The organism is Nostoc sp. (assembly GCF_036917975.1).
Classification (GTDB): Bacteria; Cyanobacteriota; Cyanobacteriia; order Cyanobacteriales; family Nostocaceae; genus Nostoc.
Window position 1 is genome coordinate 148,416 of record NZ_JBALEJ010000009.1, and the last position, 26,600, is coordinate 175,015.

The window sequence follows — 26,600 nt, forward strand, 5'->3', positions numbered from 1 at the left end:
GTATCGATGAGGAGTAAAACACAAAGTGATTCGTTCAAAAGCAATACATCGCCGATATTTTATTTTAGGAACAGGAAGTGCGATCGCATCTGTTCTCTTTACCAGTTGCACCTCTAGTCAAAATTCATCTCAACAAATCAGCACCGTCAAAGTGGGAATTACCCAGCTTGTCCCAGAAGATATTCTGAAGTTTGTGCAGAAAGAGTTAGCACCGAGTCAAAACTTAAAGGTTGATTTGATCAAGTTTAGCGATGGTATCCTTGCCAACAACGCGCTTAAAAGTGGAGAAATTGACGCTTATCTTGGTCAGCATCAAGCGTTTATGGAAAACATCGCCAAGAGACTCAATCTAGATTTAGTTATGCATCCGCGCATTTTTTCCTATATATTTGCACTCTATTCAAAACGATTGAAAATCAAATCAGCCGATGGACTTCCTCAGAGTGCGTCGGTTGGGATTGCCAATGATCCCATCAATCAAGACCGTGGTTTAAGATTACTCAGAGTTGCGGGCTTGATTAAGCTTAGGGATAATTCCGGTGATTTGTTCACCATTAAAGATATCACCGAAAATCCAAAAAACTTGAAAATTCAAGAAGCAGATGGAAGTTCCCTAGCTAGAGCGCTGGATGATTTAGATGTTGTTTCGCTATATGCAACTACATTGGCAAATGCCCGAATTAAGCTAGATCCTATCCTTATAGACCCAACCAATCTAGAAAGAAAATATACAGCAGGGTTAACAACTTTGCGGTCCAAAGAAAATGATCCCAACATTAAAAAACTCGATCAATTAGTTGTTCATCCCAAAGTAAAAGATTTTATTGCTAACACCTACCAAGGGACGATCGCACCTGCATTCTAATAAATTATGAGTAATCGTACATTACATTTTGGTCTTAATGCTCTGCCTGCTGGTAATCATCCTGGTGCTTGGCGGAGTCCCCAAGCATCACCCTTTGGCTACTATGATTTTAATCAATGGCAGCACATTGCTGAAGTCGCAGAACGGGGAACCCTGGACGCTATTTTTCTCGCAGACAGCCCATCTTTATTTACATCACCTGAGTCAGGCCCAGCAATCGGTTTTGATCCTACCGTTTTACTTGCTGCTTTAGCGTCAGTTACAGAACATATTGGGTTAATTGGTACAGCATCTACGTCGTTTGAAGAACCGTATAATATTGCCCGTCGCTTTGGTTCTCTGGATCATCTGAGCAATGGGCGGGTGGGTTGGAATGTAGTCACCACTCGTAACGCTAACGCAGCTAAAAACTATAGTGACGCGCCCCATTTACCCAAGTCATTACGTTATGAAAGAGCCGCAGAATTTGTCGAAGTCGTGCGGAAATTATGGGACAGTTGGGACGATGATGCCCTCATCGGCGATCAACTTAGCGGACGCTTTGCTGATTCAGAACGGATTTATGCGATTAATCATCATGGGCAGCACTTTCATGTCGATGGCCCGCTTAATCTCCCACGTTCTCCCCAAGGACAGCCCATCTTATTTCAGGCTGGCGGCTCACCTGGAGGCTTAGAATTAGCTGCTCGTTATGCAGATGGGGTCTTTGCATCACTCTTATCACTCCCTGATGCAATTGAGTATACAACCGATCTCAGAAGACGCACAGTTAAACATGGGCGACCGGCTGACGCAATTAAGGTATTACCTGGACTGTCAACTGTGATTGGTAGCACAGAAGAAGAGACTAAAAAGCGGCACAGAGAGCATCTTGAGTTGACAGGGACAGAAGAAAGGTTAGGTGCCTTAGCCGGTCATCTGGGGTCTGTAGTCTATGACTTAAACCCAGATAAACCATTCCCTGACTTCATACTTGATGGTACATATCAGCCAGCTGACGGCGTGGGAGGGTTTAGCAAGGCCATAATCGGTCTGGCTCGTCGTGAACATCTCACTGTCGGCGAGTTAGCTAAACGATTCAGCAAAGGACATCGTTTTATTGCTGGGACACCTGAGCAAATAGCAGACTCAATTGAAGAATGGTTTTTAGCTGGGGCTGTTGATGGCTTTAATTTAATGCCAGATGTTTTACCTTCAGGCTTGGAGATTTTTGTCGATCACGTAGTCCCAATTCTCAGGAAGCGGGGAATTTTTCGCCACGAGTATACAGGAAAAACCTTGAGAGATCGCTTCGGATTAAATCGCCCACAAAGCCTATTTAGGCGTGAAAAACTCAAGCTTTGACATTTTTCAAGAGACATCTGGTGAAAAAGAATGTAGAGACGTAGCAATGCTACGTCTCTACAAGGGTTCTGGATAACGCACATTTAATTTCTGGAGATATCTAATTATTAAATCAGGAGAAAACCAATGGTTGCAAGTCTAAGCAAACCCGTGTGGACTGAAGAATATGAAACTGAAATTCTGAACAAGCTAGCAGCCCAACACGCGCCTTATTTACTCAACTTGGAAAAAGTAGAGACTCGTCCGCCCGAAACACAAGAAGAAATGGAAAATTTTGCCCGCTTCCGCATTGCTGGAGCCGCCCACGATCTGTTTATTGTACAGGTGATTGCCAAGGCGATCGCACAATGAATTTTAGATTTTGGATTTTGGATTTTACATAGTCCCCCATGCCCAATGTCCCATGCCCAATAACTAAAAACAATGACTCAAATCGAAGAAAAAGTTATAGATTCGACCTTCCAGTTCTCGACTCCTGTAACGCCCAACTCGGCAGAATTGCAAAGCCTGTTCGATTTTATCGCTCTCGGAGCAAGTGAGCGCGATCGCGATCGCATCCTGCCTTTTGATGTCATCGACTTAATCCGGCGTTCCAGATTAGGTGCATTGCGAATCCCTGTTGCTGATGGTGGCGCTGGTAGCACTGCACGAGAACTGTTTGAGGTCGTGATTCGCCTGGGAGATGCTGACCCAAATGTGGCTCATATTGTGCGGAATCATTTCTCTGTTACAGAGCGGCTTTTACGCGCTCAACCCAGTGACAGAAATCGTCGTTGGCTCAAAGCCGTTGCTGATGGCGCGATTATTGGACTCGCCTTAACTGAACTAGAAGTGAAGCGAGCTGGTAGCGGCGCAGTGGCAAATACAAAATTAACACCTGATGGTGATGGCTATCGTCTGAATGGAACCAAGTATTACAGCACTGGTAGTCTTTTTGCAGACTTAATTTTCGTGCGAGTACTAACACCTGATGATACCGTTGCCACAGTAATTATACCAACGAAATGCGAGGGGATTGACCTTGTAGACGACTGGGACGGCTTCGGGCAACGCTTGACCGGCACAGGAACAACTACCTTCACCAATGTGCGCGTTGCCGCAGATGAGGTAATTCTTGATACAGACCCAGATGCAGATAAACTGCCCTACAATATTGTTCCGCAATTAGTCTTGACTGCGGTGAATGCAGGGATTATTCGTAGCGTGCTGCGTGATGCAAAAAACCTCATTCATAAACGCCCTAGAACCTTCTACCATGCCGTAGCCGAGCAAGCAGCAGATGACCCGCTATTGCAGCAAACTATCGGTCAAATCTCCGCCAACGCCTTTGCCGCAGAAACAATTGTACTGGCTGCTGCTGATGGACTCGATCGCCTGAGTGTTGCCAAAGCTCAAGGTGAAGAGGCTGAATTAGCAGTAGCTTTGGCAACTTCTCTGAGTGCAGCTAAGGCCAAATTGATTGTTGATGACTTGGCACTACGTTCAGCTACCTTGCTCTTTGAAGTTGGTGGAGCTTCCACAACTAAAAAAAGCTCTAATTTAGATCGTCATTGGCGCAACGCCCGCACCTTATCATCCCATAATCCCGGTCACTTCAAGGCCCGTGCCATTGGGGACTACGAAATCAACGGTACACCACTACCGACACGAGGATTTTTCTAAGAACATTTCAACATCAGATATTTGAGAGAGAAAAACCATGACCCAAATTGTAGAGAAAGTTCTAGAACCCCAAATTAAGTTTTCGGCTCCTGTCACAGCCAATTCGCCAGAATTCCAGCAGCTTTTGGATTTTATCGCTGTTGGGGCAAGTGAGCGCGATCGCGATCGCATTCTGCCCTATGATGTGGTGGAATTAATCCGGCGTTCCCGGTTGGGTGCATTGCGAATCCCTGTTGCTGAAGGTGGGGCTGGTAGAACCGCACGGGAATTGTTCGAGGTTGCTATTCGCTTGGGGGATGCTGACGCGAATGTTGCTCACATTGTGCGGAATCATTTCTCCATCACAGAGCGAATTTTGCGTTCCGAACGCACCGCCAGAAATCGGCGCTGGCTCAAAGCCGCCGTTGATGGCGCAATCTTCGGTAGCGCTGCCAATGAACTAGAACTGAAAAAAGCCGGTGGTGGCGGAGTCGTCAATACCAAATTAACACCTGATGGTAACGGCTACCGTCTCAACGGAACGAAATATTACAGCACTGGTAGCCTTTACGCAGACTTTCTTTACGTGCGTCTGCTCACACCAGAAGACATCCCAGCAACGGGGATTATTCCCAGCAACCGCGAAGGGGTTGAGCTTGTGGACGACTGGGACGGCTTTGGGCAAAGGTTGACTGGCACGGGAACAACTAAGTTTACAAATGTCCGTGTGGAAGCAGATGAAGTCATTTTGGAAAAGGATACAGACAAAGACAATTTACCCTACAACATCGTCCCGCAATTGTTCCTGACGGCGGTGAACGCCGGGATTATTCGCAGCGTCTTGCGCGATGCGACAGCGCTAATTCACAAACGCCCCAGAACCTTCTACCATGCTGTAGCCGAGCAAGCAGCAGATGACCCCCTGTTACAGCAAACTGTCGGGCAACTCTCCGCCAACGCCTTTGCTGCTGAAGCAATTGTACTGGCTGCTGCCGATGGTCTTGATCGCCTCGCTGTTGCCAAAACCCAAGGTGAGGAGGCTCAATTAGCCGCAGCCCTAGCAGCTTCTCTGGGTGCATCCAAAGCAAAATTAATTGTCGATGACTTGGCACTACGTTCAGCCACCTTACTATTTGAAGTTGGCGGGGCTTCCACAACTAAAAAAAGCTCTAACTTAGATCGTCATTGGCGCAACGCCCGCACCCTGGCATCCCATAATCCCAGCCATTTTAAGGCTCGTGCCATTGGCGACTACGAAATCAACGGCACACCACTACCACCGCGAGGATTTTTCTAAGGAAATTGCAATCAACGCTATCAAAGAGAAAAATCATGATTCAACGAAAATCGGCGGGAATCCCATACCTTCAAGAGGGGTGTCCGGGATAGCCGCCCGTCGATTTAGTCATTAGACAATAATCATTTGCTTGGCTGATAATCGCCCAGCACGCACCCTTACCCCTGAGTGGAGCAAATACACCAGTACAACACGGCGTAAATAAACCACCCCTTCGGGTGACGCTCGCAGACTCGCTAACGCTGCGCTAACGGCAGTTCCTCATGGGGGGAACCCCCATCGCCCTTGGCGTCTCCCCTTGGGAGAAGACCGGACTGCCTCACCATTCAAAATCAATGAAACGCTTACGCTGTATTAATTTTGAATTTTGAATTTTGAATTTTGAATTTTGAATTTTGAATTCCGCCTTGCAGTACTAGTTACTTCTGAAGTGCTTGCTGAAAAGTCTTGATGGCATCAACATGATTCACCATATTAATGCAGCGTAACAACAAATCCAGATCGATCCCTTTGACCTCCTCACTACTGGAAACCCTTTCATAGTGAAGTGCGTTGCCCTCATAGCGCAGGTGATAAACGAATAACATACCGTCTTCCCAAAACCACACTTCAGGAATCAACAGCCGCTTGTATGCTTCCAGTTTGTTGATCCCGCCACTGGTAAACACCACTTCTATAGCCAAATCGGGACTTACTCGACCAGGCGCAAGTTTATAAGATTTATCTGCTTCTCGCTTTACTGCACCCGATTCACTTTCTAATGTCATTGAACCAGTTGGAGTAAAGTCAAACCCTGCCGCAAGCAAGTACAGTTCCAGCAACGCCCCAAGCCTTTCCTTGACGGTTTCGTGTTCTTCTCCTGGCATTCTTCGGATCTCTAATATTCCATTTAGGAAAGATAGGCGATATCCTGGGCGCTCTAACAACTGCTCAACTGCTTTGAATTCTCTCCAGGTCACTCCCTCAAACAATAAGGGTGATTCCTGACGGGGTGTAGCGTAGACGCTTTGCGGCTTGTCACCAGACATCGCTGCTGGGGTCATTTTAGTCTCCAGTCTGTTTCCAGATAAGAAATCTCACGGTTGGAGGGCAGTTTATTCATTGTTAACGAACTTTGGGGGTTTAAGTCCCCAGCAATACAGGCAGCCCGTTTTGGGTCGGGGTCTAAATCCCCGTCGCAAAACGTAATTGTGAATTGCGAATTGCGAATTGTTTTAACTTCCCTCTATTATGCAACGGCAATTTTCCAAAGCCACCCTGAGCAAAGATTTAGGTGACAAAAAAGTTCTGAAAAAAATTAATCCCAATTATTATTAACCCCAGTAACCCTATTGAGATACAGTAGTTTATAGCCTAGCTTTTGCAAAGTCATGCTTGTCGCTGTGCAATGCTCTGGGAAAATCAATGGTAAAAGATGCATCTGAACTCGAAATTACTACCGACTCATCAGCAGCGGTAGATGCCATCAATGGCTTTGTGGATCAATTATTGGGTGTTGGTAACGATGCCCAAGTGATTCTCAAAGCAATTGAAGCAGATCCGACTTGTGCGATGCCTTCGGCGGGCGTAGCCATCGCCAACGCTCAAGTTGCCGCCTTTTATCTATTTGCTGGTGGCTCTGTTGCCTTAACCAAGGCCAAATACTATCTCAATCTGGCGAAATCTTACCTAAAAAGAGCGAACGATCGCGAAAAACTTTACGTTGTGGCAATTGAAGCATGGGCAAACCGAGACATTGCTCAAGCGATCGCTCATCATGAAGCGATCGCCATTGCCTTTCCCCGCGATTTAGCCTCGGTACATCTAGCTCAATACCACTATCGAAATTCCGGTAACAGTCAGGGAATGTTACTAATTGCCGAAAAAGTTTTCGCCGCCAATCGTGACAACCCTTATATGTATGGGATGCTGGCCTTTGGGCTAGAAGAGTGCCATCGTTTAGCAGAAGCAGAAGAATATGGGCGACAAGCGATCGCTCTGAAACGAGATAATCGTTGGGCACACCACGCCGTTGCTCATGTATTAGAAACTCAAGGACGCTTACAAGAAGGAATTAGCTTAATGGAAAGTCTTAGCGACACTTGGGAATATGGTAGCTCGGCTTTTTATGGACATCTTTGGTGGCACACATCCCTTTACTACTTGGATATTGAGAATTTTGCCAAAGTATTAGAGATATATGACACGCGCATCTGGGGACGTGCCAAAAAAGACAATGGACGCGAACAGATTAACGCGATCGCCTTGTTGTTACGGCTAGAGTTACGCGGTGTAGATGTTGGTTCGCGCTGGCAAGAACTTGCTGCTTACCTGCAACCACGAATACACGAACATACCCTCGCCTTTTTGGATTTGCAATATATCTATGCATTGGTACGGGGCGGTAAAGATGACTGGGCGGCAGAGATGTTAGAGAGTATGCAAACTCATGGAGAGAACGTCTTACCCTATGCGCGGCCGACTTGGATAGAGGTAGGAGTACCAGCCGCTAGGGGGATGATTGCTCATGCTCGTGGGGATTGGGAAAATGCGATCGCTGAACTAGAGCCAGTATTACCCGATTTATACTCCACAGGTGGATCTCATGCTCAACGAGATTTATTTGAGCAAATTTATCTTGATGCACTGATTCGCGATCGGCAATATCACAAAACCTTAAATGTTCTGGAAAAGCGCAATGCTGCCCGTAGCAACATTCCCGTGATTCAACGAGAATTAGCTAATACTTACAACCAGCTAGGACACATCGATGAAGCACATCAAGCTTCTCAAGTTGCATTAGAACTATCACAACGTTATCAAAAAGTAGAGCAAACAGTATGACGACATACGTAAATCTCGGAAAAAGTGGATTAAAAGTATCACGCTTGACTTTGGGTACTATGACCTATGGTTCTCGGAAATGGCGAGAATGGGTACTAGAAGAAGAAGAAAGTCGCCCCTTTATTAAACTAGCTTTGGAATTGGGGATAAACTTCTTTGACACTGCTGATGTTTACTCCTTAGGTGCCAGTGAAGAAATTCTGGGACGGGCGCTCAAAGACTTTGCTAAAAGAGATCAAGTAGTTATTGCTACCAAAGTCTACAATAAAATCGGTGATGGCCCCAATGATCGCGGGCTATCTCGTAAGCATATTTTTGATGGTATTGATGCCTCATTACGGCGCTTACAAACAGATTACGTCGATTTGTATCAAATTCACCGTTGGGACTACGAAACGCCCATAGAGGAAACCCTAGAAGCACTACATGATGTAGTCAAATCAGGTAAAGTTCGTTACTTAGGAATCTCAAGTGTTTACGCATGGCAGTTTGCCAAAGCCCTTTACACGGCTGACATACACGGTTGGAGTCGCTTTATATCGATCCAAAATCACTACAACTTAGTTTATCGAGAAGAAGAGAGAGAGATCATACCCTTATCTCTAGATCAAGGAATTGGGATCATTCCTTGGAGTCCCTTAGCGCGTGGTTTCCTCGCCGGAAATCGCAGCAAACAAGACTATGGTCAAACCGTGCGAGCAAAAACCGACGAATTCGCCCACAATCTCTACTATCAAGATTCAGATTTTCAAATAGTCGATCGCGTCGTCGAATTAGCGCAAAAACGCGGCGTGAAACCAACACAAATTGCCTTAGCTTGGCTATTGCATCAACCAGGCGTAACCGCTCCGATCGTTGGTGCTAGCAAAATAGAGCATCTCAAAGAAGCAGTTGAGGCTGTAGATTTGCAGCTTTCCGATGAAGAGCGTAAGTTCCTGGAAGAACCTTACACACCACATCCCATCTTAGGACATCAGTACCCAGCGTAGCAGGGATTGGGGACTGGTGACTAGCGACTGGGGAAGAAGAGCAGGGGAACAAATAACTAATTAATACCCAATCCCCAGTACCCAGTACCCAGTACCCAGTACCCAATCCCCAATCCCCAACCCCCAAAAACTTATGACATACATAAATCTCGGAAAAAGTGGATTAAAAGTATCACGTATTGCCCTTGGTACTATGAGCTTTGGTTCTCGTAAACTACGAGAATGGACATTAGAAGAAGAAGAAAGCCGCCCCTTTATCAAACTGGCTTTGGAATTGGGAATTAACTTCTTTGACACAGCTGATGTTTATTCACAAGGCATCAGTGAAGAAATTTTAGGACGGGCACTTAAAGACTTTGCCAAAAGAGATCAAGTTGTCATTGCGACAAAAGTCTTCGGTAAAGCTGGTGAAGGCCCTAATGACAGAGGACTATCTCGCAAACATATTTTTGATGGCATAGATGCTTCCTTGCGGCGGCTACAAACAGATTACGTAGATTTGTACCAGATTCACCGTTGGGATTATGAAACACCAATTGAGGAAACCCTAGAAGCACTTGATGACGTAGTTAAATCAGGTAAAGTGCGTTATTTGGGAATCTCTAGTGTTTATGCTTGGCAATTTGCTAAAGCTCTTTACACGGCTGATATACACGGTTGGACTCGCTTTGTTTCTATCCAAAACCACTACAACTTGATTTACCGCGAAGAAGAACGTGAAATTATACCTCTATCTCTAGACCAAGGCATTGGGATTATTCCCTGGAGTCCTTTAGCACGAGGCTTTTTGGCGGGAAATCGCACTCAAGAAGGCGGTCAAACAATACGGTCAAAAGTCGAAGATTCAGAGGGAAACCGCCAGTATCAAGAGTCAGATTTTCAAATAGTTGCTCGCGTCGCTGAGTTAGCTCAAAAACGCGGTGTAAAACCAGCGCAAATTGCCCTAGCTTGGCTATTGCATCAAGCAGGACTGACTGCCCCAATTGTTGGGGCAACTAAGATAGAGCATTTTAAAGAAGCAGTTGAAGCTGTGGATTTGAAACTTTCTGATGAAGAGCGCAAATTTCTAGAAGAGCTTTATCAACCTCATCCCATCATTGGGCATCAGTACCCAGCGTAGTAGGGATTAGGGACTGGGGACTGGGACTGTGCCTCGTTCCCAGCCTCTAGGCTGGGAACGAATTCTGAGAGGCTCTGCCTCTGGTCAAGCCACTGGAGGCGGAGCCTCCAAGAATCGGTTCCCAGCCTCCAGGCTGGGAACCAGTTAATGCCCCATGCCCCATGCCCAATCCCGAATACTTAAATCCCTAAAAAATTATGACATACGTAAATCTCGGCAAAACTGGACTGAAAGTATCACGCCTAGCTTTAGGTGCTATGACCTTTGGCTCTCGCAAATGGCATGAATGGGTATTAGAAGAAGAAGAAAGTCGCCCATTTGTTAAACTGGCTTTGGAATTGGGAATTAATTTCTTTGACACTGCTGATACATACTCATTGGGTGTGAGCGAAGAAATCTTGGGTCGGGCATTAAAAGACTTTGCGAAAAGAGATCAAGTTGTAATTGCTACCAAAGTATATAACAAAGTCGGTGATGGCCCCAATGACCGAGGACTATCTCGAAAGCATATTTTTGATAGCATTGACGCTTCCTTACGGCGGCTACAAACAGATTACGTAGATTTGTACCAGATTCACCGTTGGGACTACGAGACACCAATTGAAGAAACCTTAGAAGCACTCCATGATGTAGTCAAATCAGGTAAAGTTCGCTACTTGGGGATCTCAAGTGTTTACGCATGGCAGTTTGTTAAAGCTCTTTACACTGCTGACAAACACGGCTGGACTCGCTTTGTTTCTATCCAAAACCATTACAACTTGGTTTATCGAGAAGAAGAGAGAGAAATAATACCTCTGTCTTTAGACCAAGGCATTGGGATTATTCCCTGGAGTCCTTTAGCGCGAGGCTTTTTGGCTGGGAATCGCACTAAGGAAGGCTATGGTGAGACAATAAGAGCAAAAACCGACCAATTGGGTCATAGTCGCTACTATCGAGATTCTGATTTTCAAGTAGTCGATCGCGTCGTCGAATTAGCGCAAAAACGTGGTGTGAAACCAACACAAATTGCTTTGGCTTGGGTATTACATCAACCAGGCGTAACATCTCCGATTGTTGGTGCAAGCAAGATAGAACATCTCAAAGATGCAGTTGAGGCTGTAGATTTGAAACTTTCTGATGAAGAGCGCAAGTTTCTTGAAGAGCCTTATCAAACTCATCCCATTATTGGACATCAGTACCCAGCGTAGTGGCATAGCAAGCTTAATAAGCTGTTGGACAAATAACCTTGCATATTACCTGGAATTAAAACTCTTGTGGGGTGGGCATCTTGCCCGCCCTAGTTATGCAAATTAAAAGTGTAATTAATTCTGTACGCTTATTTACCAGGATGTTGGGTTACGCAAAGCCTCCACCCAACCTACAATTTTTTTGCAACATTTTAGCCTTGCCACGCCAGTAGTAGGGAATGGGAGAGATGCCAATACTTGTAAATTGGCGAAGGTATTGAAAGAATAAACAGAGAATTTTGAGATTTACATCGGGAGTATGTAATGTCAGACTCATCTACAAAAAGACCTATTGCCACTTATACACGAATGGCAGACGGAACAAAAGAGGATTATCTTTTGTTACGGGAACACTCTAAGCCTTTGTTAAATCAGGTTGCCGATCGCGCCCTAACACTTTTAGTTGGCTTACAAGAGAGTTATCCAGGAAATTTGATCGATCGCTATCAGCATTCGCTACAAACGGCAACACGCGCTTTTCGGGATGAGGCAGAAGAAGAAGTTGTGGTAGCTGCATTGCTGCATGATATTGGTGATTTATTAGCACCTGTAAATCATGCAGAGCTAGCAGCAACCATCCTCAAACCTTATGTGAGTCCATCTACCCATTGGATAATTGAACATCATGGGATTTTCCAAGGCTATTATTTCTGGCATCATACAGGACGCGATCGCCATGCTAGAGAAAAGTTCCGAGGTCATCCTTACTTTGACCCCACTGCTGAATTCTGCCATAAGTGGGATCAAGAATCATTTGATCCAAACTATGATACTCTGCCCCTGACTTTCTTTGAGCCGATAGTACGCCGGATCTTCGCTCGTGAACCTTGGGGCCAGCATACAAAACAGGAATCTGAGAATAATGCGTAATTCGTAATTCGTAATTAAGTTTTGCAATAGCGAGGTAGAAAGTAGTGGTCTGTCCCATTAAATTTGAGGGAAAAAAGAACGAACCGCATTCGCGCAGCGTCTCGTTAGAGAAGGACGCAAAGAGCGCAAAGTTAAGAGGTAAAGAAGAGAAATTGAAATTTGATTCACCTATCAGAATTAATGGGACAGACCAGTAGTCCCGATGAACTTTGTACACCGCCAAGCATGAAATTGATCTTTTCCTCACTCCCCACTTACACATGATGCGATTCAACCATATTAATAAGGTACTCATCCTGTCGGTTGCATTTCTCCCCTTGCTAGGACTCTATGGATGTGGGGAGCTAGCCAGTCCGCAAAAAGCGACAAATGTTGATCTGTCACAAGTTACCGTCGTGCTAGGCGATCAAGTTGGTGGTACGCGGGCGCTTGTGGAAGCCGCCAATGCACTTGAAGGTGTGCCGTATAAATACAAATGGGCAAGCTTCCAGGGTGCTGCACCTTTATTTGAAGCGCTGCGTGTGGGTGCAGTGGATACCGCACCCGCCGGCGATCTTCCTGTTCTGGCCGCAGCCGTAGGTAAAACGCCGCTCAAGATCCTTGCAACCAAAGTTGGCAAGGGCGAAGGACTTGGCATCATCGTTCATGCGGATTCTCCCATTAAAGGTGTGGCTGACCTGAAGGGTAAGACTGTAGTAGTATCCTCAGCGCGGGGTAGTGTTTCGCAGTACCAGCTTTATGGTGCCCTTGAAGAGGTTGGTCTGAAACGCACTGATGTAACGGTCAAATTTGTGCTACCAACTGATGCATCTGCGGCCTTCTCATCCAAGAGTATCGAAGTGTGGGCGACCTTCGATCCCTACTTTTATGTGGCGCAACAAAATGGCGGGCGGGTGCTGCGTGACGGTCAGGGTATCAACAGTGGATTATCGTTAATTACCGCAAGCGACAAAGCCCTAGCCGATCCTGGTAAGCGGGCGGCGATCGCAGATTTTTTAAAGCGGCTGAACAAAGCTAGCGACTGGGCGATCGCGAATCCAGATGGCTATGCTCAAGTTTACGCAAAACTGTCGCGCTTGCCACTAAATACCTCAAAATCCATTACCCAACGCTCCGCACGAGAATTGCGCCCGGTGAGCGATGACGATATCCGCGCATTGCAAACCGTGGCTGATCGTTCCTACAAAGACCAAATCTTGCCTGCACAGATCGAAGTGCGTTCCATCACCGACCAAAGTATCTGGACAAAATGACACCTGAACAATTCAAAATTCAAAATTCAAAATTAAAGAAATTTCAGACGGGGATTTAGCGAGAAACGAGGTCTTGGGCTTTGCCCAAGTGGAGCGATTTCTCAAGACAAACCCCGACTGAAATGGATGCTACATGTAGATTGCAGGTTCTTAAACCCTTTAATTAACGATAATAAGTAGGTCGGCTTTACCTCCTGCCCCCTGCCCCCTGCCTCCTCAAGCCGACTCATCACGAATGATCGTCAAACCTAAAGCTTTGTAAGAAGTTAGCAGCCGATCGGATACAGTCGGTGCAGTTACAAGATAAGTTAGTGCATAAATCGACTGCACAACATAAGGTGCAGCAGTGTCTAACTTCTCCTCTGTGGCTAATCCAACTACTTCCGCGGCTCCAGCAATCATCGCTCGTTTAACATGGGCTTCATCCAAGTTCGCTACACTAATCCCAAATTCTGGATGTAGACTACACACCCCCAACATGCACAAATCTGCACGAATCATTCGTAATGTCTCAACTGTTGTAGCACCAACGTTTACCAAGGCTTTTTTGTAGAGTTGTCCACCCAACATGACAACTTCAATATGGGGATGTTCTGCCAAGGCGATCGCAATGGGAGGGCTATTGGTGACAATTGTCGCTTGCAAATCCAAGGGCAAATGACGGGCTACTTGGAGAGTTGTTGTACCTCCATCTAAAATCACCACCTGCCCTGTACAAACTAATTTGGCAGCTGCACGAGCGATCGCTTCTTTTTCTTTCGGTGCTTGTTTTTGGCGATCGGCATAACTCGCAACAGCTGGAGAAACCAGAAGTGCCCCCCCATGAACGCGCTGCAAAAGACCAGATTCAGCTAGTTCTCGGAGATCCCGACGAATCGTATCCTCAGAAACCTTTAGAACCGCGCTGAGTTCCGACGATAGTACCTTCTTGTCACGTCGCAGAATTTCCAAGATGAATTGTCGGCGCTCCGCAGTTAACATAGTTGATTTTCCTGAAGTTGCATATTTGATCTTGAAATTGCACGTTTGTGAGTTTATACTCATAGACATGCAGGTTTCTGCATATTTTCGATCGTCTTTAAATAAATTCAAGCATATTCACGCAAGCGGGATTTAACAATCTTAGCTGCATTTTCAATGACCGAAAACGACTCATGATACAAGCCCCTAAATTTATTTATGGGGATCATCAGGGACTGACAAATAAAAAAATATTCAATTAACTCTTGTGGGGTGGGCGTCTCGCCCGCCCTATGGACTGGGCGCTCATGTTGCCCACCCCACAACATTGGATAATTTATTTCTTGGAGTTCCCTTAATTTTGAATTTTGACTTTTGAATTCGGAGCGAAACGACGTGACTGTTACGAAGATTCAATTTCCTATTGATTTGAGTGCTTACAAGCCTCTGGTTCTTAACCCAGCCAAGACAACTCTTACCGTGGAGGAACGAGAGAGCCTAAAAACAAATATTCAACTCTGCCGCGATGCGATCGTCTTGTTTACAGCCACTGGAGCTGCTAGAGGGGTGGGTGGCCACACTGGAGGGCCTTATGACACAGTACCAGAGGTGGTCATACTTGATGCCTTATTTCGGGCAGCATCGGATCAATTTGTGCCGATTTTCTTTGATGAAGCCGGACATCGAGTTGCAACTCAGTATTTGATGGCAGCCTTGCACGGTGACTTACCAAGTGAGCAACTCCTGCACTATCGTGAAGCCCACTCCGGCTTACCAGGACACCCGGAATTAGGGCTAACTCCTGGTGTAAAATTTAGCTCTGGACGACTAGGACATATATGGCCCTACGTCAATGGCGTAGCGATCGCCAATCCAGGTAAGATAGTTTTCTGTCTTGGTTCCGATGGTTCCCAGCAGGAAGGTAATGACGCGGAAGCTGCCCGCTTGGCTGTCGCTCAATATCTTAATGTGAAGCTAATCATTGATGATAATGACGTGACAATCGCCGGACATCCTTCAAAATATTTACCCGGTTTTACAGTCGCCAAAACCTTAGAAGGGCATGGGTTAAAGATACTCGAAGGAGATGGAGAAGACTTAGACGACTTATACCGTCGGATTTGTGAAGCTGTAGCAACTCCTGGGCCAGTTGCCATCATCAATAAACGCCCCATGTGTCCTGGTATTAAAGGGTTAGAAGGTTCGACTCACGGTCATGATGTGATTTCCGTAGAGTTAGCAATTCAATATCTCGAATCACACCAACAAACTACTGCTGTTGAATACATTAAGAGCATTCAAAAACCGAAGCACACTTATACTTTTCTTGGCTCTAGTAATAAATGGGATGCTAACCGCAATGTGTTTGGTGATGCGGTAGTTTCTGTCTTAAGTCGCATCAGTGAAGCAGAACGCAAGCAAAAAGTCAGAGTCATTGATAGCGATCTTGAAGGCTCTTGTGGTCTGAAGAAGATTCACGATGCCTACCCGGAAATTTTTATCTCCTCTGGCATCATGGAACGGGGTAACTTTTCTGCTGCTGCCGGATTTGGGATGGAAGCAGGAAAACAAGGTATTTTCGCAACCTTTAGCGCTTTCTTGGAAATGTGTATCTCAGAGATTACGATGGCGCGGTTGAACTACTCTAATGTACTTTGTCACTTTTCTCATGCAGGTATCGATGATATGGCAGATAATACCTGCCACTTTGGTTTGAACAATATGTTCGCTGACAATGGTTTAGATGATGGCTACGAAACACGTCTTTACTTTCCATCTGATGCGAATCAAATGAAAGCTTGTGTAGAAGCTGTATTTTTTGATCCGGGACTGCGGTTTATTTTCTCTACTCGTTCTAAAGTACCATTAATTCTTGACAAAAACGGCCATGAATTTTTTGGTAGTGATTATAAATTTGTCTCTGGCAAAGATGAGGTAATTCGAGAAGGAACCCAAGGCTACATCATCAGCTTTGGTGAAGCTCTATATCGTGCCCTGGATGCTGTTGAGCGTCTCCAGCAAGAAGGGCTAGACGTAGGTTTGATCAATAAACCAACCTTAAACGTTATTGACGAAGAGATAATGGTGAAAATCGGTAATGCTCCTTTTGTACTGGTTGTGGAATCCTTTAACCGTCGAACTGGATTGGGCAGCCGTTTCGGTAGCTGGCTATTAGAGCGCGGGTTTACTCCCAAGTATGCTTATCTTGGTACTCATAAAGAAGGTTGCGGCGGTTTATGGGAACAATTTTTACACCAAGGCATTGATCCAGTGAGCATTATCAATAAGGTGAAGGATTTAGTTAAATAATTTGACATTCCGCAACTCCTTTAAAACCTCGTTTCCAGCCTCCGGCTGGAAATGCTGCTCTTGATGGCTCTGCCGCCAGCAAGCGAGGCGGAGCCTCAACGACGAGCATTCCCAGTCGGAGACTAGGAACGAGGCAAACCTTTGACTCGCTAAATTCCATACCCTTTTTGTGGTGTGCTGATAGGAATTAGATTTAAATCTTACTAAGGATACTGAGGGTATAACGTGTATCAAGTGAAATATCGACCATTATCCAATTTCAAAAATTAAATATAAATCCTAGTATTAGTGAAAAAAGTAACTATTTAAATATGACTTTTGTCACAGGCGTATATTTGATTATGTCGATTACATTGAGAATGTACAAATCAAGTAATGCAAGGCAGATTAAGAAATATATGAACCGCTTAAAAGCTATTCTACTTGGAGGCTTATTAGCCGCTACCTCAATTGCTGCTCTTTCTCAAAATGCTAATGCTGCTGAATTGAAATTTGAGCGCGATCGTTTTAATCATAATACTGTAGCTTTTAATAACAATCGAATTCAACGTGAACGTCAAATCCGTGAACAACGCGCTCGTGAATTGCGTGAACGCCAAGCTCGTGAACGACGCGCTCATGAATTACGTGAACGTCAAGCTCGTGCGCGACATGTTCGTGAATTGCGTCAACGTGAAGCTCGCTTGAATCACTAAGAAAATAAATTTTCACTCATATTACCTTAGGAGAGTAGCAATACTCTCCTTTTTTTATTTACATAAATTTGCTCAAATTAATGCCCAAATGTATTGATATTAGATCACTTATAAAACAATACGGTTCAGTTAAGGCTAAAACCCTTTGTCAACATCAATTTTTTTAACGTAGACGCGGAGCGGCTTGCCGCAGGCTACCACAGAGACGCAGAGGGCACTGAGAGAAGAGACAAATGCTTAACTGAACTGTATTTAGTTATACTGCGAACGGGTAACAACGAGACTTTTTAAAAAATGGCTATAAGCTTGGCACAAACAAGCTTTTGGCGATTATTCAAAAGTCAAGTTCTCAGCCGTTTTTAGTATATAAAACGAAAGTTAAGGTAGAAAAAGCCTACTATAAACCTGCTGTATATAGGTTTTAGACTTTTTACTTTCCTGGCTTTACTTCTTAAGTAGTAGTTATATTCTTGATAGAAGCTGTTGTATTTAATACTATTAATGATACAAATATTCTTTGCATTTAATTGATTTGAAAATTGGCTATTAATGCAGTTTGCTATAATTACTATAGTTTTTGTTTTTGAATTTTTGAATAGGTCTAACATTGAATATGGCTATCCGTCTTCCCATTGTTGCTGCCACCTTTATGGTTGCCAGCATTAGTATAGGTACACTTTTGGGCGTTGCAGCTCCCGCTTCCGCTCAGGAAATAATTACTTGTTCAAGCCGTAATAATCAGAGGAATACTTGTTCAATAAGTAGTAGAGGCAGAGTGAGGCTTGTTAGGCGATTGTCTGACGCCACTTGTAGAGGAAATTGGGGCTATCGGAATGATCGTATTTGGGTGAAAAATGGTTGTCGGGCTGAATTCTCAATTGGCGATCGCAGAAACGGCAGGTACAGATAGGAAATTGGGTATTTGGGGTAATAGTGCCGAAACGGTCTTAATCCTGGATTGAAACTTACCTATTTTCACAAGGAGGCTGACATTGAACCCGATCGGATCATCGGTGGTAGTTAAAAATTATCCTGACTACCACCGTGCGAAATAGAATTTTAGCCTGTCACTAGCGATCGCTAATAGAGATATGCCAACACTTTATCTGCTGCTGCCCGGAATGCAGTTGCAGCACCAGCGCTCATATCCCGTGGCGCACAGATGCGATTTCTCACATAGGCAAGTGTGATGGCTCCAATGGCGGCCGCAGTTGGATCGGCATTGTCTTTGCCACCCACGCGTCCCCACGGTAATGCTGCACCATTGCCATTGATGAGATAGTCAGCCAGCAATCTCAGGTGAAAATCAACTGCTTCTTTAACGGCTGTTGTGTCGCCATTGACTGCCAATGCTTGCACCCCGGAGTTTTTTAGGATATCTCCTAAAGCAACTTCTCGGTTATCAGTCAACCTCTCAGCCGCTTCTGCCCGAAATTGGATTTCTTGGCTAGCTGCTGGGTCAGGGGGCAAAGGATTGCCGATTGGTGTCACGCCCCATCGGCGACGCAGGAGTAAATTATTGGTGGTATCATCCGATTTGACGCGCTGATAGGCAGGACGCTGCTTGAGTGCTTCAAACCAAGCGTTGATCCGAGGATATCGGGGATTTCCCTTGAGGTGATATCCCCGATAAACGGGTAAGTTAGCCGCCAAACGGTCTAAATGAGGGCTGTAGGTAATATCTACCACGCTAAATGTTGACAAAAAGTAGGGGCCAGGATACTTTCCAAGAAGTTGTTCGAGTTCGTCTAATTTCGCTTCAAAAGCTGCCTGTAAGCTGGCTAATTCATGAGGATCTTCAGGAGCTTGTCTGAGAAATTTGTAAGCGATATCTCTCACACCATTGGTTTCAGCATCCTCAAGCCATTGCCTAGCAACAGCGTTTTCCTCTGGGTCTTCAGGCAGCAAGGTTGGCCCGAATTGTTCTTCTAATGCTAGAAGAATGTCTTTGGATTCATAAACTAACTTTCCCTCAATTTTTGCAGCCGGGACAAGGGTTGTAGGAACTAAGTCGGTATACCATTTAGGCTTGTTAGTCAAGTCGATAAACTCTGTTGCAAAGGGAATTTCCTTTTCTTCGAGAGCAAACCAAACTCTTTCGCAAAATGGACACCAAGAGTTAGTATCGCGGTAAAGAAGTACTGGCGGTTCTGTATCTGGTGGCAGTTTATGGAGACTGCTAGGGATAGGAGCAGTAGAAGGAGATTGCCCTGGTCTACGCACCCGTCGAGCAGGGGTATTTTTTTGGGCAATTTCTAACAGTTGTTCCCAGCTAGTTACTGTGTCTTGAATGGACATATTTCACCTTAATTGAAGTTAACTTTTTTATTGTCAGTCAAACCGTGGATTGACCAAGCCCCGTTGGGGCGGGAGTAGGGAGTAGGGAGTAGGGAGTAGGGAAAAAGAATAGCCCCAACAACCAGTGGGATACAAGCCCCGTCTTTCAAGACGGTAGCATTGGTCGGGGTTTCATGCCCCGACCAATGCCGTCTTCCCTACTCCCTGTTGGTTGACTATTTGCATTTATTAATCGCATTGGTAAAGCTTCCATCCCATAATGGTTTCACGTCAACCTTCGTGGAAATGACTCCGGCACGATAAAAGGTGTCGGCGACATCTTGTTGGGAAGCGATCGCTTGTTGGGAAATTGGCAGCACTTGCGATCGCGTCTGTTTTAAACCCTCTTTGGCATCTTTGAGGACAAAATTTTCATCCACTCCAATTGCTTTTGCATAGTTCTTTGACCACAGCTCTATATTTGATGCTTGCCAATCTTGCGATTTTTGGATGCGGCAGAGGAAGTCTGCGATCGCCGCTTTTTTATTGGGATCGGCGATCGCACTTGGTGATGCGACAATTGTAAAATTACCGCTGAGAATGTTTTTCGCTGATTTGAGTACCTTAGCTCCGTCTTTCTGGGCTTGCTGGATTGCGTAACCGTAAGTAGCCCAAGCATCTAAGTCGCCTCTCCTAAAGGCAGAGAGTCCGTCAGGAATAGTTAGCGGTACGGCATTCACATCTTTGAGTGTCAATCCCTCTTGTGCCAACATCTTAATCAGGAAGTAATGAGCTGTAGTCGCTTTCACATAGCCGATTTTCTTACCTTTGAGGTCAGCAAACTTCTTCGCTTTGGAATTTTGTGGTATGAGTACGACTTGACCCACTGTCGGCCCCTTAATGGAAGCAATGATTTTTACCGCCCCTTGGGATTGAATCGCAAAAATTGGTGGGATCTCACTAGCACTACCAATATCAAGAGCGTTGGCGTTGATTGCCTGTACGATCAAGTTTCCGCCAGTAAATTCTGTAAACTCGGTTTTGTAGGGAAATTTATCTTGTCCAGATAACTTAAGTTGCAAATCCCAACCGCCTTTGAAATTTGAAGCGCGTAAGGTAACATTTGACAAGTTGGTAGCAATCGGCTGAGTGACTGTAGCATTCTTGGAACTGCCGGTATGAGTAGCGATCGCTAAACCCAAAAATGCACCCATTGCAACTATTACCGAAAGACCCCGGATTGAAATAGGGACTGGGGATTGGCGACTAGGGATTGGGGACTGGGAAGATTTAGACCGCCCCAAACTTGGGATAAAACGAAATGACTGGAACTTCATAAACTAATTTCTTAACTATTGAGGATAGTAATTTAGATGATTGAATAGAGACATAACAATTCAAAATTCAAAATTCAAAATTCAAAATCAAAGACATTTCAGACGGGGATTTAGCGAGAAACGCGGTCTTGGGATGCATCCCAAGTGGAGCGATTTCTCAAGACAAACCCCGACTGAAATGGGTGCTACATGTAGATTGCAGGTTCTTAAACCCTTTAATTTACGGTAAAAATTGGCATGAAAAACTTATTTCTCATCCTTTATAAGTTAAGTCGAATGTATGCACAGATGTGTGCTAAAATCCAAAGTCGCAAATTTTTATAGGTATTATCCCTAAAGCTATAGACTGGTATGTTTATAGCTTTTCAAAAGCTGAATTATTCAACTCTGATTATAAACTACTGTAAGTTGGTAGGTTTGCAGGAGTTAATGGTGATTATCACATGAAAATAGTTTGAAAGCAAGATTTCATATATATTTTTTTTGACTTGTTTAAGCCGACAAAATCAGAAAAATCTGTATAAATTCGAGTCAATAAACTAATAAGTGTTTAAAGTCAAGTTAATAACTGCTATTAATCTACAATACTTGGAATTTCATCGAATGTAGCCCAAGAGTGAAGCACCCCATGCAATGAAAGCGCTACCAAAGACTAACCATGCAGCATTGATGCGGTAGTGAATAGCTAAAATAGCTGAGACGATGGCGATCGCTAGGGCGAGAAAATCTACAAATGGGGCTTGTGGTAAGGTTAAAGTGGCTGCCCCCAGTTGTAGAGTAGTAACAACCATTAGGGCTACAGCACTAACATTCACAGCATCCAAAAAGGCTCTAGTCCAAGAAGAAGCCCGTAAGCGTGGGATTAAGGGATTCAGGGCAGCAACGAAAACAAAAGAAGGTAGAAAAATTCCGATTGTGGCGACAATAGCACCAGGTATGCCAGCAATGACATAACCGATAAAGGTAGCAGTGGAAAGTACTGGGCCAGGAGTAAATTGACCAATTGCGATCGCATCTAGTAACTGTTGTTGTGTCAGCCAACCGTATTCTTGAACTAATCCCCCTTGCAGAAAAGCCACCAAAAGATAGCCACCACCAAACAAGACACTACCAACTTTCAGAAAAAACCAACCCAACTGCCATAAAGAAACATTGGTTGCAGTAGATACAGTAACGACTAATGCAGCAATAGCCACTGATGCTTTCAAAGTTGCACCTGTGCTGAGACTAGCAATGAGAAAGTTGGCTTTATCTCCTGGCTTGTCGTTTTTATCACCAGAATGTAACCAAACCATACCCAGCAATCCCCCAATTAGTAGGGCAACTACTTCATTTAATTTCAATAATAATGTCAGTAATGCTACAGCCAAAGCAATTACTAGTAATTGGCGGGTTTTCACAGCCTTTTTTGCCAAGCCCCAGAGGGCATTGATGATGATTGCTAAAACTGCTGGTTTAATGCCATAAAGTAAGGGAGCAACTTGGGGTAAAGTGCCGTAAGCAACATAAACCCAAGCAAACCCGCAAGTAACTAGAACCGCAGGTAAGACAAAACAAACGCCTGACACAATCAGCCCCAGCCATCCTGCATAGATGTATCCTATATGAATAGCCATTTCTGTGGAATTTGGGCCAGGAATTAGGTTCGTTGCCCCCAGTAAATCTAGAAAATGCTCCCTTGTCAACCACTGACGGCGCTTAACCACTTCATCTTCAATCATGGCAATATGGGCAACCGGGCCGCCAAAGCCGATAACGCCCAGTTTAAAAAATAGGTTGGCGAGTTCACCCAAACGACTTGGTGCTGAGTTAGTCATTTTTGCAGAGAAAAATAGATTTAGGCTACCACAGAGGCGCGGAGGACACTGAGAGAAGAAATAAATCTTAAAGACGCGATAAATCGGCGTCTCTACAAGAGATTGATTATTAGACATCTCCAGAAATTAAAGATGCGTTACCCAGAACCCTTGTAGAGACCTAGCACTGCTACGTCAAAACAATTCTTTTTCGGAGATGTCTATTGTAGAGACGGCGATTCATCGCGTCTCTTGTCTTAGGGACTTCCAAATAAAAAATATTCCATTAACTCTTGTGGGGTGGGCGTCTCGCCATTAGTGTCAACTTAAGGTTAAAACCCATTTGTCAACGATAGGTTTTGTTAGGAACGAAGTATAAAGGTGAACTTTTTCTGACTTTTATACGCAAGCTGGGAGTGATGCTAATAAACAAAGCATTAATAGTCCCTGAGAAAGTTCGTTTTTTATCCCTTTAAAACCGAATTTTTGAGCATAAATGCTTATTGACATAGGAAGTTTGAGCTTAACTTGACACCAATGGCGTCTCGCCCGCCATATTATAGACTGGGCGGGCAAGATGCCCACCCCACAATATTGGATAATTTATTTCTTGGAGTTCCCCTAGCACATTACCTCATATCGTAGCCAAACAAATTTGGGTCTACTTCTCCTAACTGCAACTCTGCCAAACCATACTCCGCCCATCGTCTCTCTACCATCGCCGCCACATCAGGGTCAGATTCCAAAGGCGAACCCCATTCATGGTCTGTTTCTGGTGGAATTTTTGTAGTTGCATCAATTCCCATACGTCCACCTAAGCCAATTTTCTCACTGGCAAAATCCAACGTATCAAAAGGTGTATTCGGCAAAATAAAGACATCCCGCACTGGGTCAACTTTGGAACTAATTGCCCACACAACTTGACGCGGATCGCGAATATTTATATCTTTATCTACAACAATTACAAATTTTGTGTATGTAAATTGTGGCAAAGCACTCCAAAATGCTAAAGCTGCCCGTCGCGCTTGTCCCGGATATGCTTTATCAATGGAAATAATCGCCGCTTTGTAACTCAAAGCTTCCATTGGTAAGAAGAAATCGACAATTTCTGAGACTTGTTGCCGCAGTATGGGAGTATAAATGCGATTGAGTGCGATCGCCATCATCGCTTCTTCTTTCGGTGGACGGCCGCTAAATGTTGTTAAATAAATCGGATTTTTCCGGTGCGTCATACACTCAAAGCGGATTAATGGCGAATCTTCCACGCCGCCGTAATAACCCATGTGGTCGCCAAAGGGCCCATCTGGTAAAACTTCTGCTGGTGTAATCGTTCCTTCTAAGACAAATTCGGAATCTGCGGGAACTTCTAAATCTACAGTTTTACACTTAGCCAACTGCACACCAGAACCACCATAAAGTCCAGCAAATAGCCATTCTGATAAATCTACAGGGATGGGTGTGGCAGCTGCCATAATAATTAGAGGATCTACACCAAGTGCGATCGCAACTTCTAATTTCTTCCCACGTTCGGCCGCTTTTCGCAAATGCCTTGCTCCACCCCGCACTGATAACCAGTGAACTGTCATCGTATTCTGAGATTGTAGTTGCAAGCGATACACGCCTACATTTGGAGTACCCGTCTCACAATCTTTGGTAATTACTAATCCCAGCGTGATAATCTTGCCAGCATCACCAATATAAGGACGTATCAAAGGTAACTTGTTTAAATCTAAATCATTACCTTGAATTACAACTTGCTGACAAGCCGGGAAAAAGTCACGTCCTGGTTTTGCTTTCACCACGTCAAACAGCACTTTGCCAAAATCTATCGCCTGGGAAATCTTCTTCGGTGGTTTTGGCTGTTGCAGCATACTTAATTTTTTTCCCAGAGTTTCCAACTCTTCTGGATGCTGCATATTCATCGCCCAGCAAATCCTTTCCACCGTTCCCATCAAATTCACCGCCACCGGGAATGAAGCGCCTTTGACATTTTCAAACAACAACCCCGGTCCACCTTTTTGCAGCATCCGGTTGGAAATTTCAGCAATTTCTAAATCTGGGTCAACTAAAGCTGAAATCCGCCGTAATTGTCCCTTCTCTTCCAAAATTTTAATGAATCCCCGCAAGTCTCTCGCCATTGTTCTAATAAAGCTGATTATTTAAGAAGTGTGAAGCGCTTTCTTATATTATGGAGCATTGGGTATTGAAAAGAGGCAGAGGCAATACTGCGTAGGTTAAGGAATTTCTTGGTTGAGGCAAGCAGGGGGAGTAGGGGGAGAAATGGAGGCAGGGGAGGAGTTTTGCCTCCTCTGCTTATCCGAGCAGTATTAAAGGTGGAGGGAAAACTCTTCTCCGTTGCTCCCTGCTCCCTCATTCGAGAAATTGTTAATTTTAATTGGAAATTAACCTATTTAGTAACTTTTCTTAACTGTGTTTGCCAAAGTATTTAGTTATTGTATCTAGGGATACGCAATTATTTTTTACAAATAAGCGCTAACCTAATCAAACATGGCCGGAATATACTATACCTTCCTGGCAGGCAGTCTTGTAATACGGCTCCTGCTGGGTTTATTTTTTTATAAGCTTTGACTGATAAAGAGCTAATCAGTTTGATTAATAGCCTCAGTTGAGATGTGACAAATCATCATAGTAGTGTCGCAGAGTTATATCGTTTAACCTTGAGCTAAAGCGCCCAACATCAAAGCACAGTCAAAGATAAATTTATGCCAAGTGCCTAGATGCAACCCCTTAGAGACAGTCAAAAGAGGGTCGCTAAATAATAGACATAGGAGTGAAAATGAATGTAGAGACGTAGCACTGCTACGTCTCTACAAGGATTCTGGATAACGCATATTTAATTTCTGGAGATGTCTAATTAACTTATGAGAAAGGTCTTTGTGACTTTCTACGGTTCTAACAAAAGCCGACATTAGGATACACTGGCTTTTGAATACACCAGAACGACTCCTGCTGTGAGGCTATAGCTTTAGAATATTTACAAGCTTTACTTACGAATTAGCTCTTTCTAGAAAAAATACCGTTTTTGCTGTGTAAGCTGATATTCTACCTGTTTCTATGCGGCTTTGTGTAGCTTATTAACAAATCAGCGGATTCATTAATATTAAGCCTGCTTTACTATTTAGTTTCTTACCCTGACCTATTAGACTGCCTAGTGTGTTCATTTCATTTTGTTCAATAGCTTTTAGCCCTTATCGCTCCCATGCTGACCCATCACCGCAAGCCCGTGTGCTTATCACTTATTTCCACTGACCTACCAATTTGGTCTGTTGTCGAAACCGCCGCGACATTGTATCAAAAAGATACTAATAGATTCCATTTACTGCTGACCGCACCGCCTCTAATTAGCTGCGAAGTAGAGAGTGTCCTGAGTCCAGAAGACACACTACCCCAAAGTAAGAGCAAAGCTTATACCCCTAACAGTCCCAGAATTTTGTGGCTGGAGATTTCTCCTTATCGGGTAATTATGACTATGCAAGGTAATGGCCAAGTGAGTTACCGTCATTTTTGGGAACGGGGCGTTTATGGCATTAGTCGCTATTGGTTGCCAACTGAGTCATTGCAACCTAACAATCCTATTCGTTTAAGAAATTTTACTAGTAGCCTAACTCTCAACGGACATCCCTTGCCGGAGCATTTGCGTTTGGAATATGAATTGTGGGCAGAAAAAGTCCAATTAGGATGCTACATACTGAATTTGGAAATTAAACATTGATAGGCATGGGGAGCAAAGTAGTTGAGGAGCAGGAGGAGCAATAGAAGCAGGGAAGGTAGGAGAG

General features: G+C 44.4%; 21 protein-coding genes and 1 pseudogene. 15 read left to right on the top strand and 7 right to left on the bottom strand.

Annotated elements, in window-relative coordinates:
* The first annotated feature begins 25 nt into the window (after window positions 1-25).
* The 5 genes from V7K76_RS03085 to V7K76_RS03105 all read left to right on the top strand — a co-directional run bounded on the left by V7K76_RS03085 (window position 26) and on the right by V7K76_RS03105 (window position 5,147).
* Window positions 26-865 (top strand): MetQ/NlpA family ABC transporter substrate-binding protein, encoded by an 840-nt coding sequence (locus V7K76_RS03085; RefSeq protein ID WP_334777171.1) that lies wholly within the window; start codon window positions 26-28, stop codon window positions 863-865.
* A gap of 6 nt (window positions 866-871) precedes the next feature.
* Window positions 872-2,209 (top strand): LLM class flavin-dependent oxidoreductase, encoded by a 1,338-nt coding sequence (locus tag V7K76_RS03090; protein ID WP_334777172.1) that lies wholly within the window; start codon window positions 872-874, stop codon window positions 2,207-2,209.
* A gap of 126 nt (window positions 2,210-2,335) precedes the next feature.
* Window positions 2,336-2,560: a hypothetical protein gene (locus V7K76_RS03095; RefSeq protein WP_334777173.1), complete on the top strand. Its 225-nt coding sequence runs from the start codon at window positions 2,336-2,338 to the stop codon at window positions 2,558-2,560.
* Between the two features lie 72 nt (window positions 2,561-2,632).
* Window positions 2,633-3,871 carry an acyl-CoA dehydrogenase family protein gene (locus tag V7K76_RS03100; protein ID WP_334777174.1) on the top strand — a complete coding sequence of 413 codons (1,239 nt, stop codon included), beginning with the start codon at window positions 2,633-2,635 and terminating at the stop codon, window positions 3,869-3,871.
* Between the two features lie 37 nt (window positions 3,872-3,908).
* Entirely contained in the window at window positions 3,909-5,147 is a 1,239-nt protein-coding gene (locus V7K76_RS03105) for an acyl-CoA dehydrogenase (RefSeq protein ID WP_334777175.1), read from the top strand.
* Between the two features lie 419 nt (window positions 5,148-5,566).
* Here V7K76_RS03105 and V7K76_RS03110 read toward each other — a convergent pair whose 3' ends face one another.
* The gene (locus tag V7K76_RS03110) at window positions 5,567-6,190 is read right to left on the bottom strand and encodes a Uma2 family endonuclease (protein ID WP_334777176.1); all 624 of its coding nucleotides are present in this window, start codon (window positions 6,188-6,190) and stop codon (window positions 5,567-5,569) included.
* Between the two features lie 361 nt (window positions 6,191-6,551).
* Between V7K76_RS03110 and V7K76_RS03115 the strand changes: the two genes are divergently transcribed.
* The 6 genes from V7K76_RS03115 to V7K76_RS03140 all read left to right on the top strand — a co-directional run bounded on the left by V7K76_RS03115 (window position 6,552) and on the right by V7K76_RS03140 (window position 13,428).
* A complete protein-coding gene (locus V7K76_RS03115; RefSeq protein WP_334777177.1) occupies window positions 6,552-7,970 on the top strand; it encodes a tetratricopeptide repeat protein in 1,419 nt (472 codons plus the stop codon).
* A complete protein-coding gene (locus tag V7K76_RS03120; RefSeq protein ID WP_334777178.1) occupies window positions 7,967-8,959 on the top strand; it encodes an aldo/keto reductase in 993 nt (330 codons plus the stop codon). Before V7K76_RS03115 ends, V7K76_RS03120 begins: the two co-directional genes overlap by 4 nt.
* Window positions 8,960-9,092: 133 nt before the next feature.
* Entirely contained in the window at window positions 9,093-10,079 is a 987-nt protein-coding gene (locus V7K76_RS03125) for an aldo/keto reductase (protein ID WP_334777180.1), read from the top strand.
* 197 nt (window positions 10,080-10,276) lie between these two features.
* On the top strand, window positions 10,277-11,266 hold the full coding sequence (locus V7K76_RS03130; RefSeq protein WP_334777181.1) for an aldo/keto reductase: 990 nt from the start codon (window positions 10,277-10,279) through the stop codon (window positions 11,264-11,266).
* Window positions 11,267-11,569: 303 nt separating this feature from the next.
* Window positions 11,570-12,175: an HD domain-containing protein gene (locus tag V7K76_RS03135; protein WP_334777183.1), complete on the top strand. Its 606-nt coding sequence runs from the start codon at window positions 11,570-11,572 to the stop codon at window positions 12,173-12,175.
* A 209-nt stretch (window positions 12,176-12,384) separates the two neighbouring features.
* Window positions 12,385-13,428: an ABC transporter substrate-binding protein gene (locus V7K76_RS03140; RefSeq protein ID WP_334777185.1), complete on the top strand. Its 1,044-nt coding sequence runs from the start codon at window positions 12,385-12,387 to the stop codon at window positions 13,426-13,428.
* 216 nt (window positions 13,429-13,644) lie between these two features.
* On the opposite strand, the gene V7K76_RS03145 is transcribed toward V7K76_RS03140, so the two are convergent.
* Window positions 13,645-14,409, bottom strand: coding sequence for a DeoR/GlpR family DNA-binding transcription regulator (locus V7K76_RS03145; protein ID WP_334777186.1), 765 nt, complete (start codon window positions 14,407-14,409; stop codon window positions 13,645-13,647).
* Window positions 14,410-14,784: 375 nt separating this feature from the next.
* On the opposite strand from V7K76_RS03145, the gene V7K76_RS03150 reads away from it, so the two are divergent.
* Entirely contained in the window at window positions 14,785-16,698 is a 1,914-nt protein-coding gene (locus tag V7K76_RS03150; protein ID WP_334777187.1) for a transketolase C-terminal domain-containing protein, read from the top strand.
* On the opposite strand, the gene V7K76_RS03155 is transcribed toward V7K76_RS03150, so the two are convergent.
* Window positions 16,691-16,858, bottom strand: coding sequence for a hypothetical protein (locus V7K76_RS03155; protein ID WP_334777188.1), 168 nt, complete (start codon window positions 16,856-16,858; stop codon window positions 16,691-16,693). The genes V7K76_RS03150 and V7K76_RS03155 overlap by 8 nt on opposite strands.
* A 238-nt stretch (window positions 16,859-17,096) precedes the next feature.
* Between V7K76_RS03155 and V7K76_RS03160 the strand changes: the two genes are divergently transcribed.
* A complete protein-coding gene (locus V7K76_RS03160; protein ID WP_334777189.1) occupies window positions 17,097-17,393 on the top strand; it encodes a hypothetical protein in 297 nt (98 codons plus the stop codon).
* Window positions 17,394-18,042: 649 nt separating this feature from the next.
* Window positions 18,043-18,207: pseudogene (locus tag V7K76_RS34545) on the top strand (DUF3011 domain-containing protein); the annotation flags it as partial.
* Between the two features lie 266 nt (window positions 18,208-18,473).
* Here V7K76_RS34545 and V7K76_RS03165 read toward each other — a convergent pair.
* The 4 genes from V7K76_RS03165 to V7K76_RS03180 all read right to left on the bottom strand — a co-directional run bounded on the left by V7K76_RS03165 (window position 18,474) and on the right by V7K76_RS03180 (window position 24,941).
* Window positions 18,474-19,691, bottom strand: coding sequence for a glutathione S-transferase family protein (locus V7K76_RS03165; protein WP_334777190.1), 1,218 nt, complete (start codon window positions 19,689-19,691; stop codon window positions 18,474-18,476).
* A gap of 215 nt (window positions 19,692-19,906) precedes the next feature.
* Window positions 19,907-21,007, bottom strand: a complete 1,101-nt coding sequence (locus tag V7K76_RS03170) for an ABC transporter substrate-binding protein (protein ID WP_334777191.1) — start codon at window positions 21,005-21,007, stop codon at window positions 19,907-19,909.
* A gap of 596 nt (window positions 21,008-21,603) precedes the next feature.
* Window positions 21,604-22,824: a chromate efflux transporter gene (gene chrA / locus V7K76_RS03175; RefSeq protein ID WP_334777228.1), complete on the bottom strand. Its 1,221-nt coding sequence runs from the start codon at window positions 22,822-22,824 to the stop codon at window positions 21,604-21,606.
* A gap of 608 nt (window positions 22,825-23,432) precedes the next feature.
* Complete coding sequence (locus V7K76_RS03180) at window positions 23,433-24,941, bottom strand: UbiD family decarboxylase (RefSeq protein ID WP_334777192.1); 1,509 nt, start codon at window positions 24,939-24,941, stop codon at window positions 23,433-23,435.
* A gap of 1,082 nt (window positions 24,942-26,023) precedes the next feature.
* Here V7K76_RS03180 and V7K76_RS03185 point away from each other — a divergent pair.
* Complete coding sequence (locus tag V7K76_RS03185) at window positions 26,024-26,536, top strand: hypothetical protein (protein WP_334777193.1); 513 nt, start codon at window positions 26,024-26,026, stop codon at window positions 26,534-26,536.
* The last annotated feature ends 64 nt before the right edge of the window (window positions 26,537-26,600 follow it).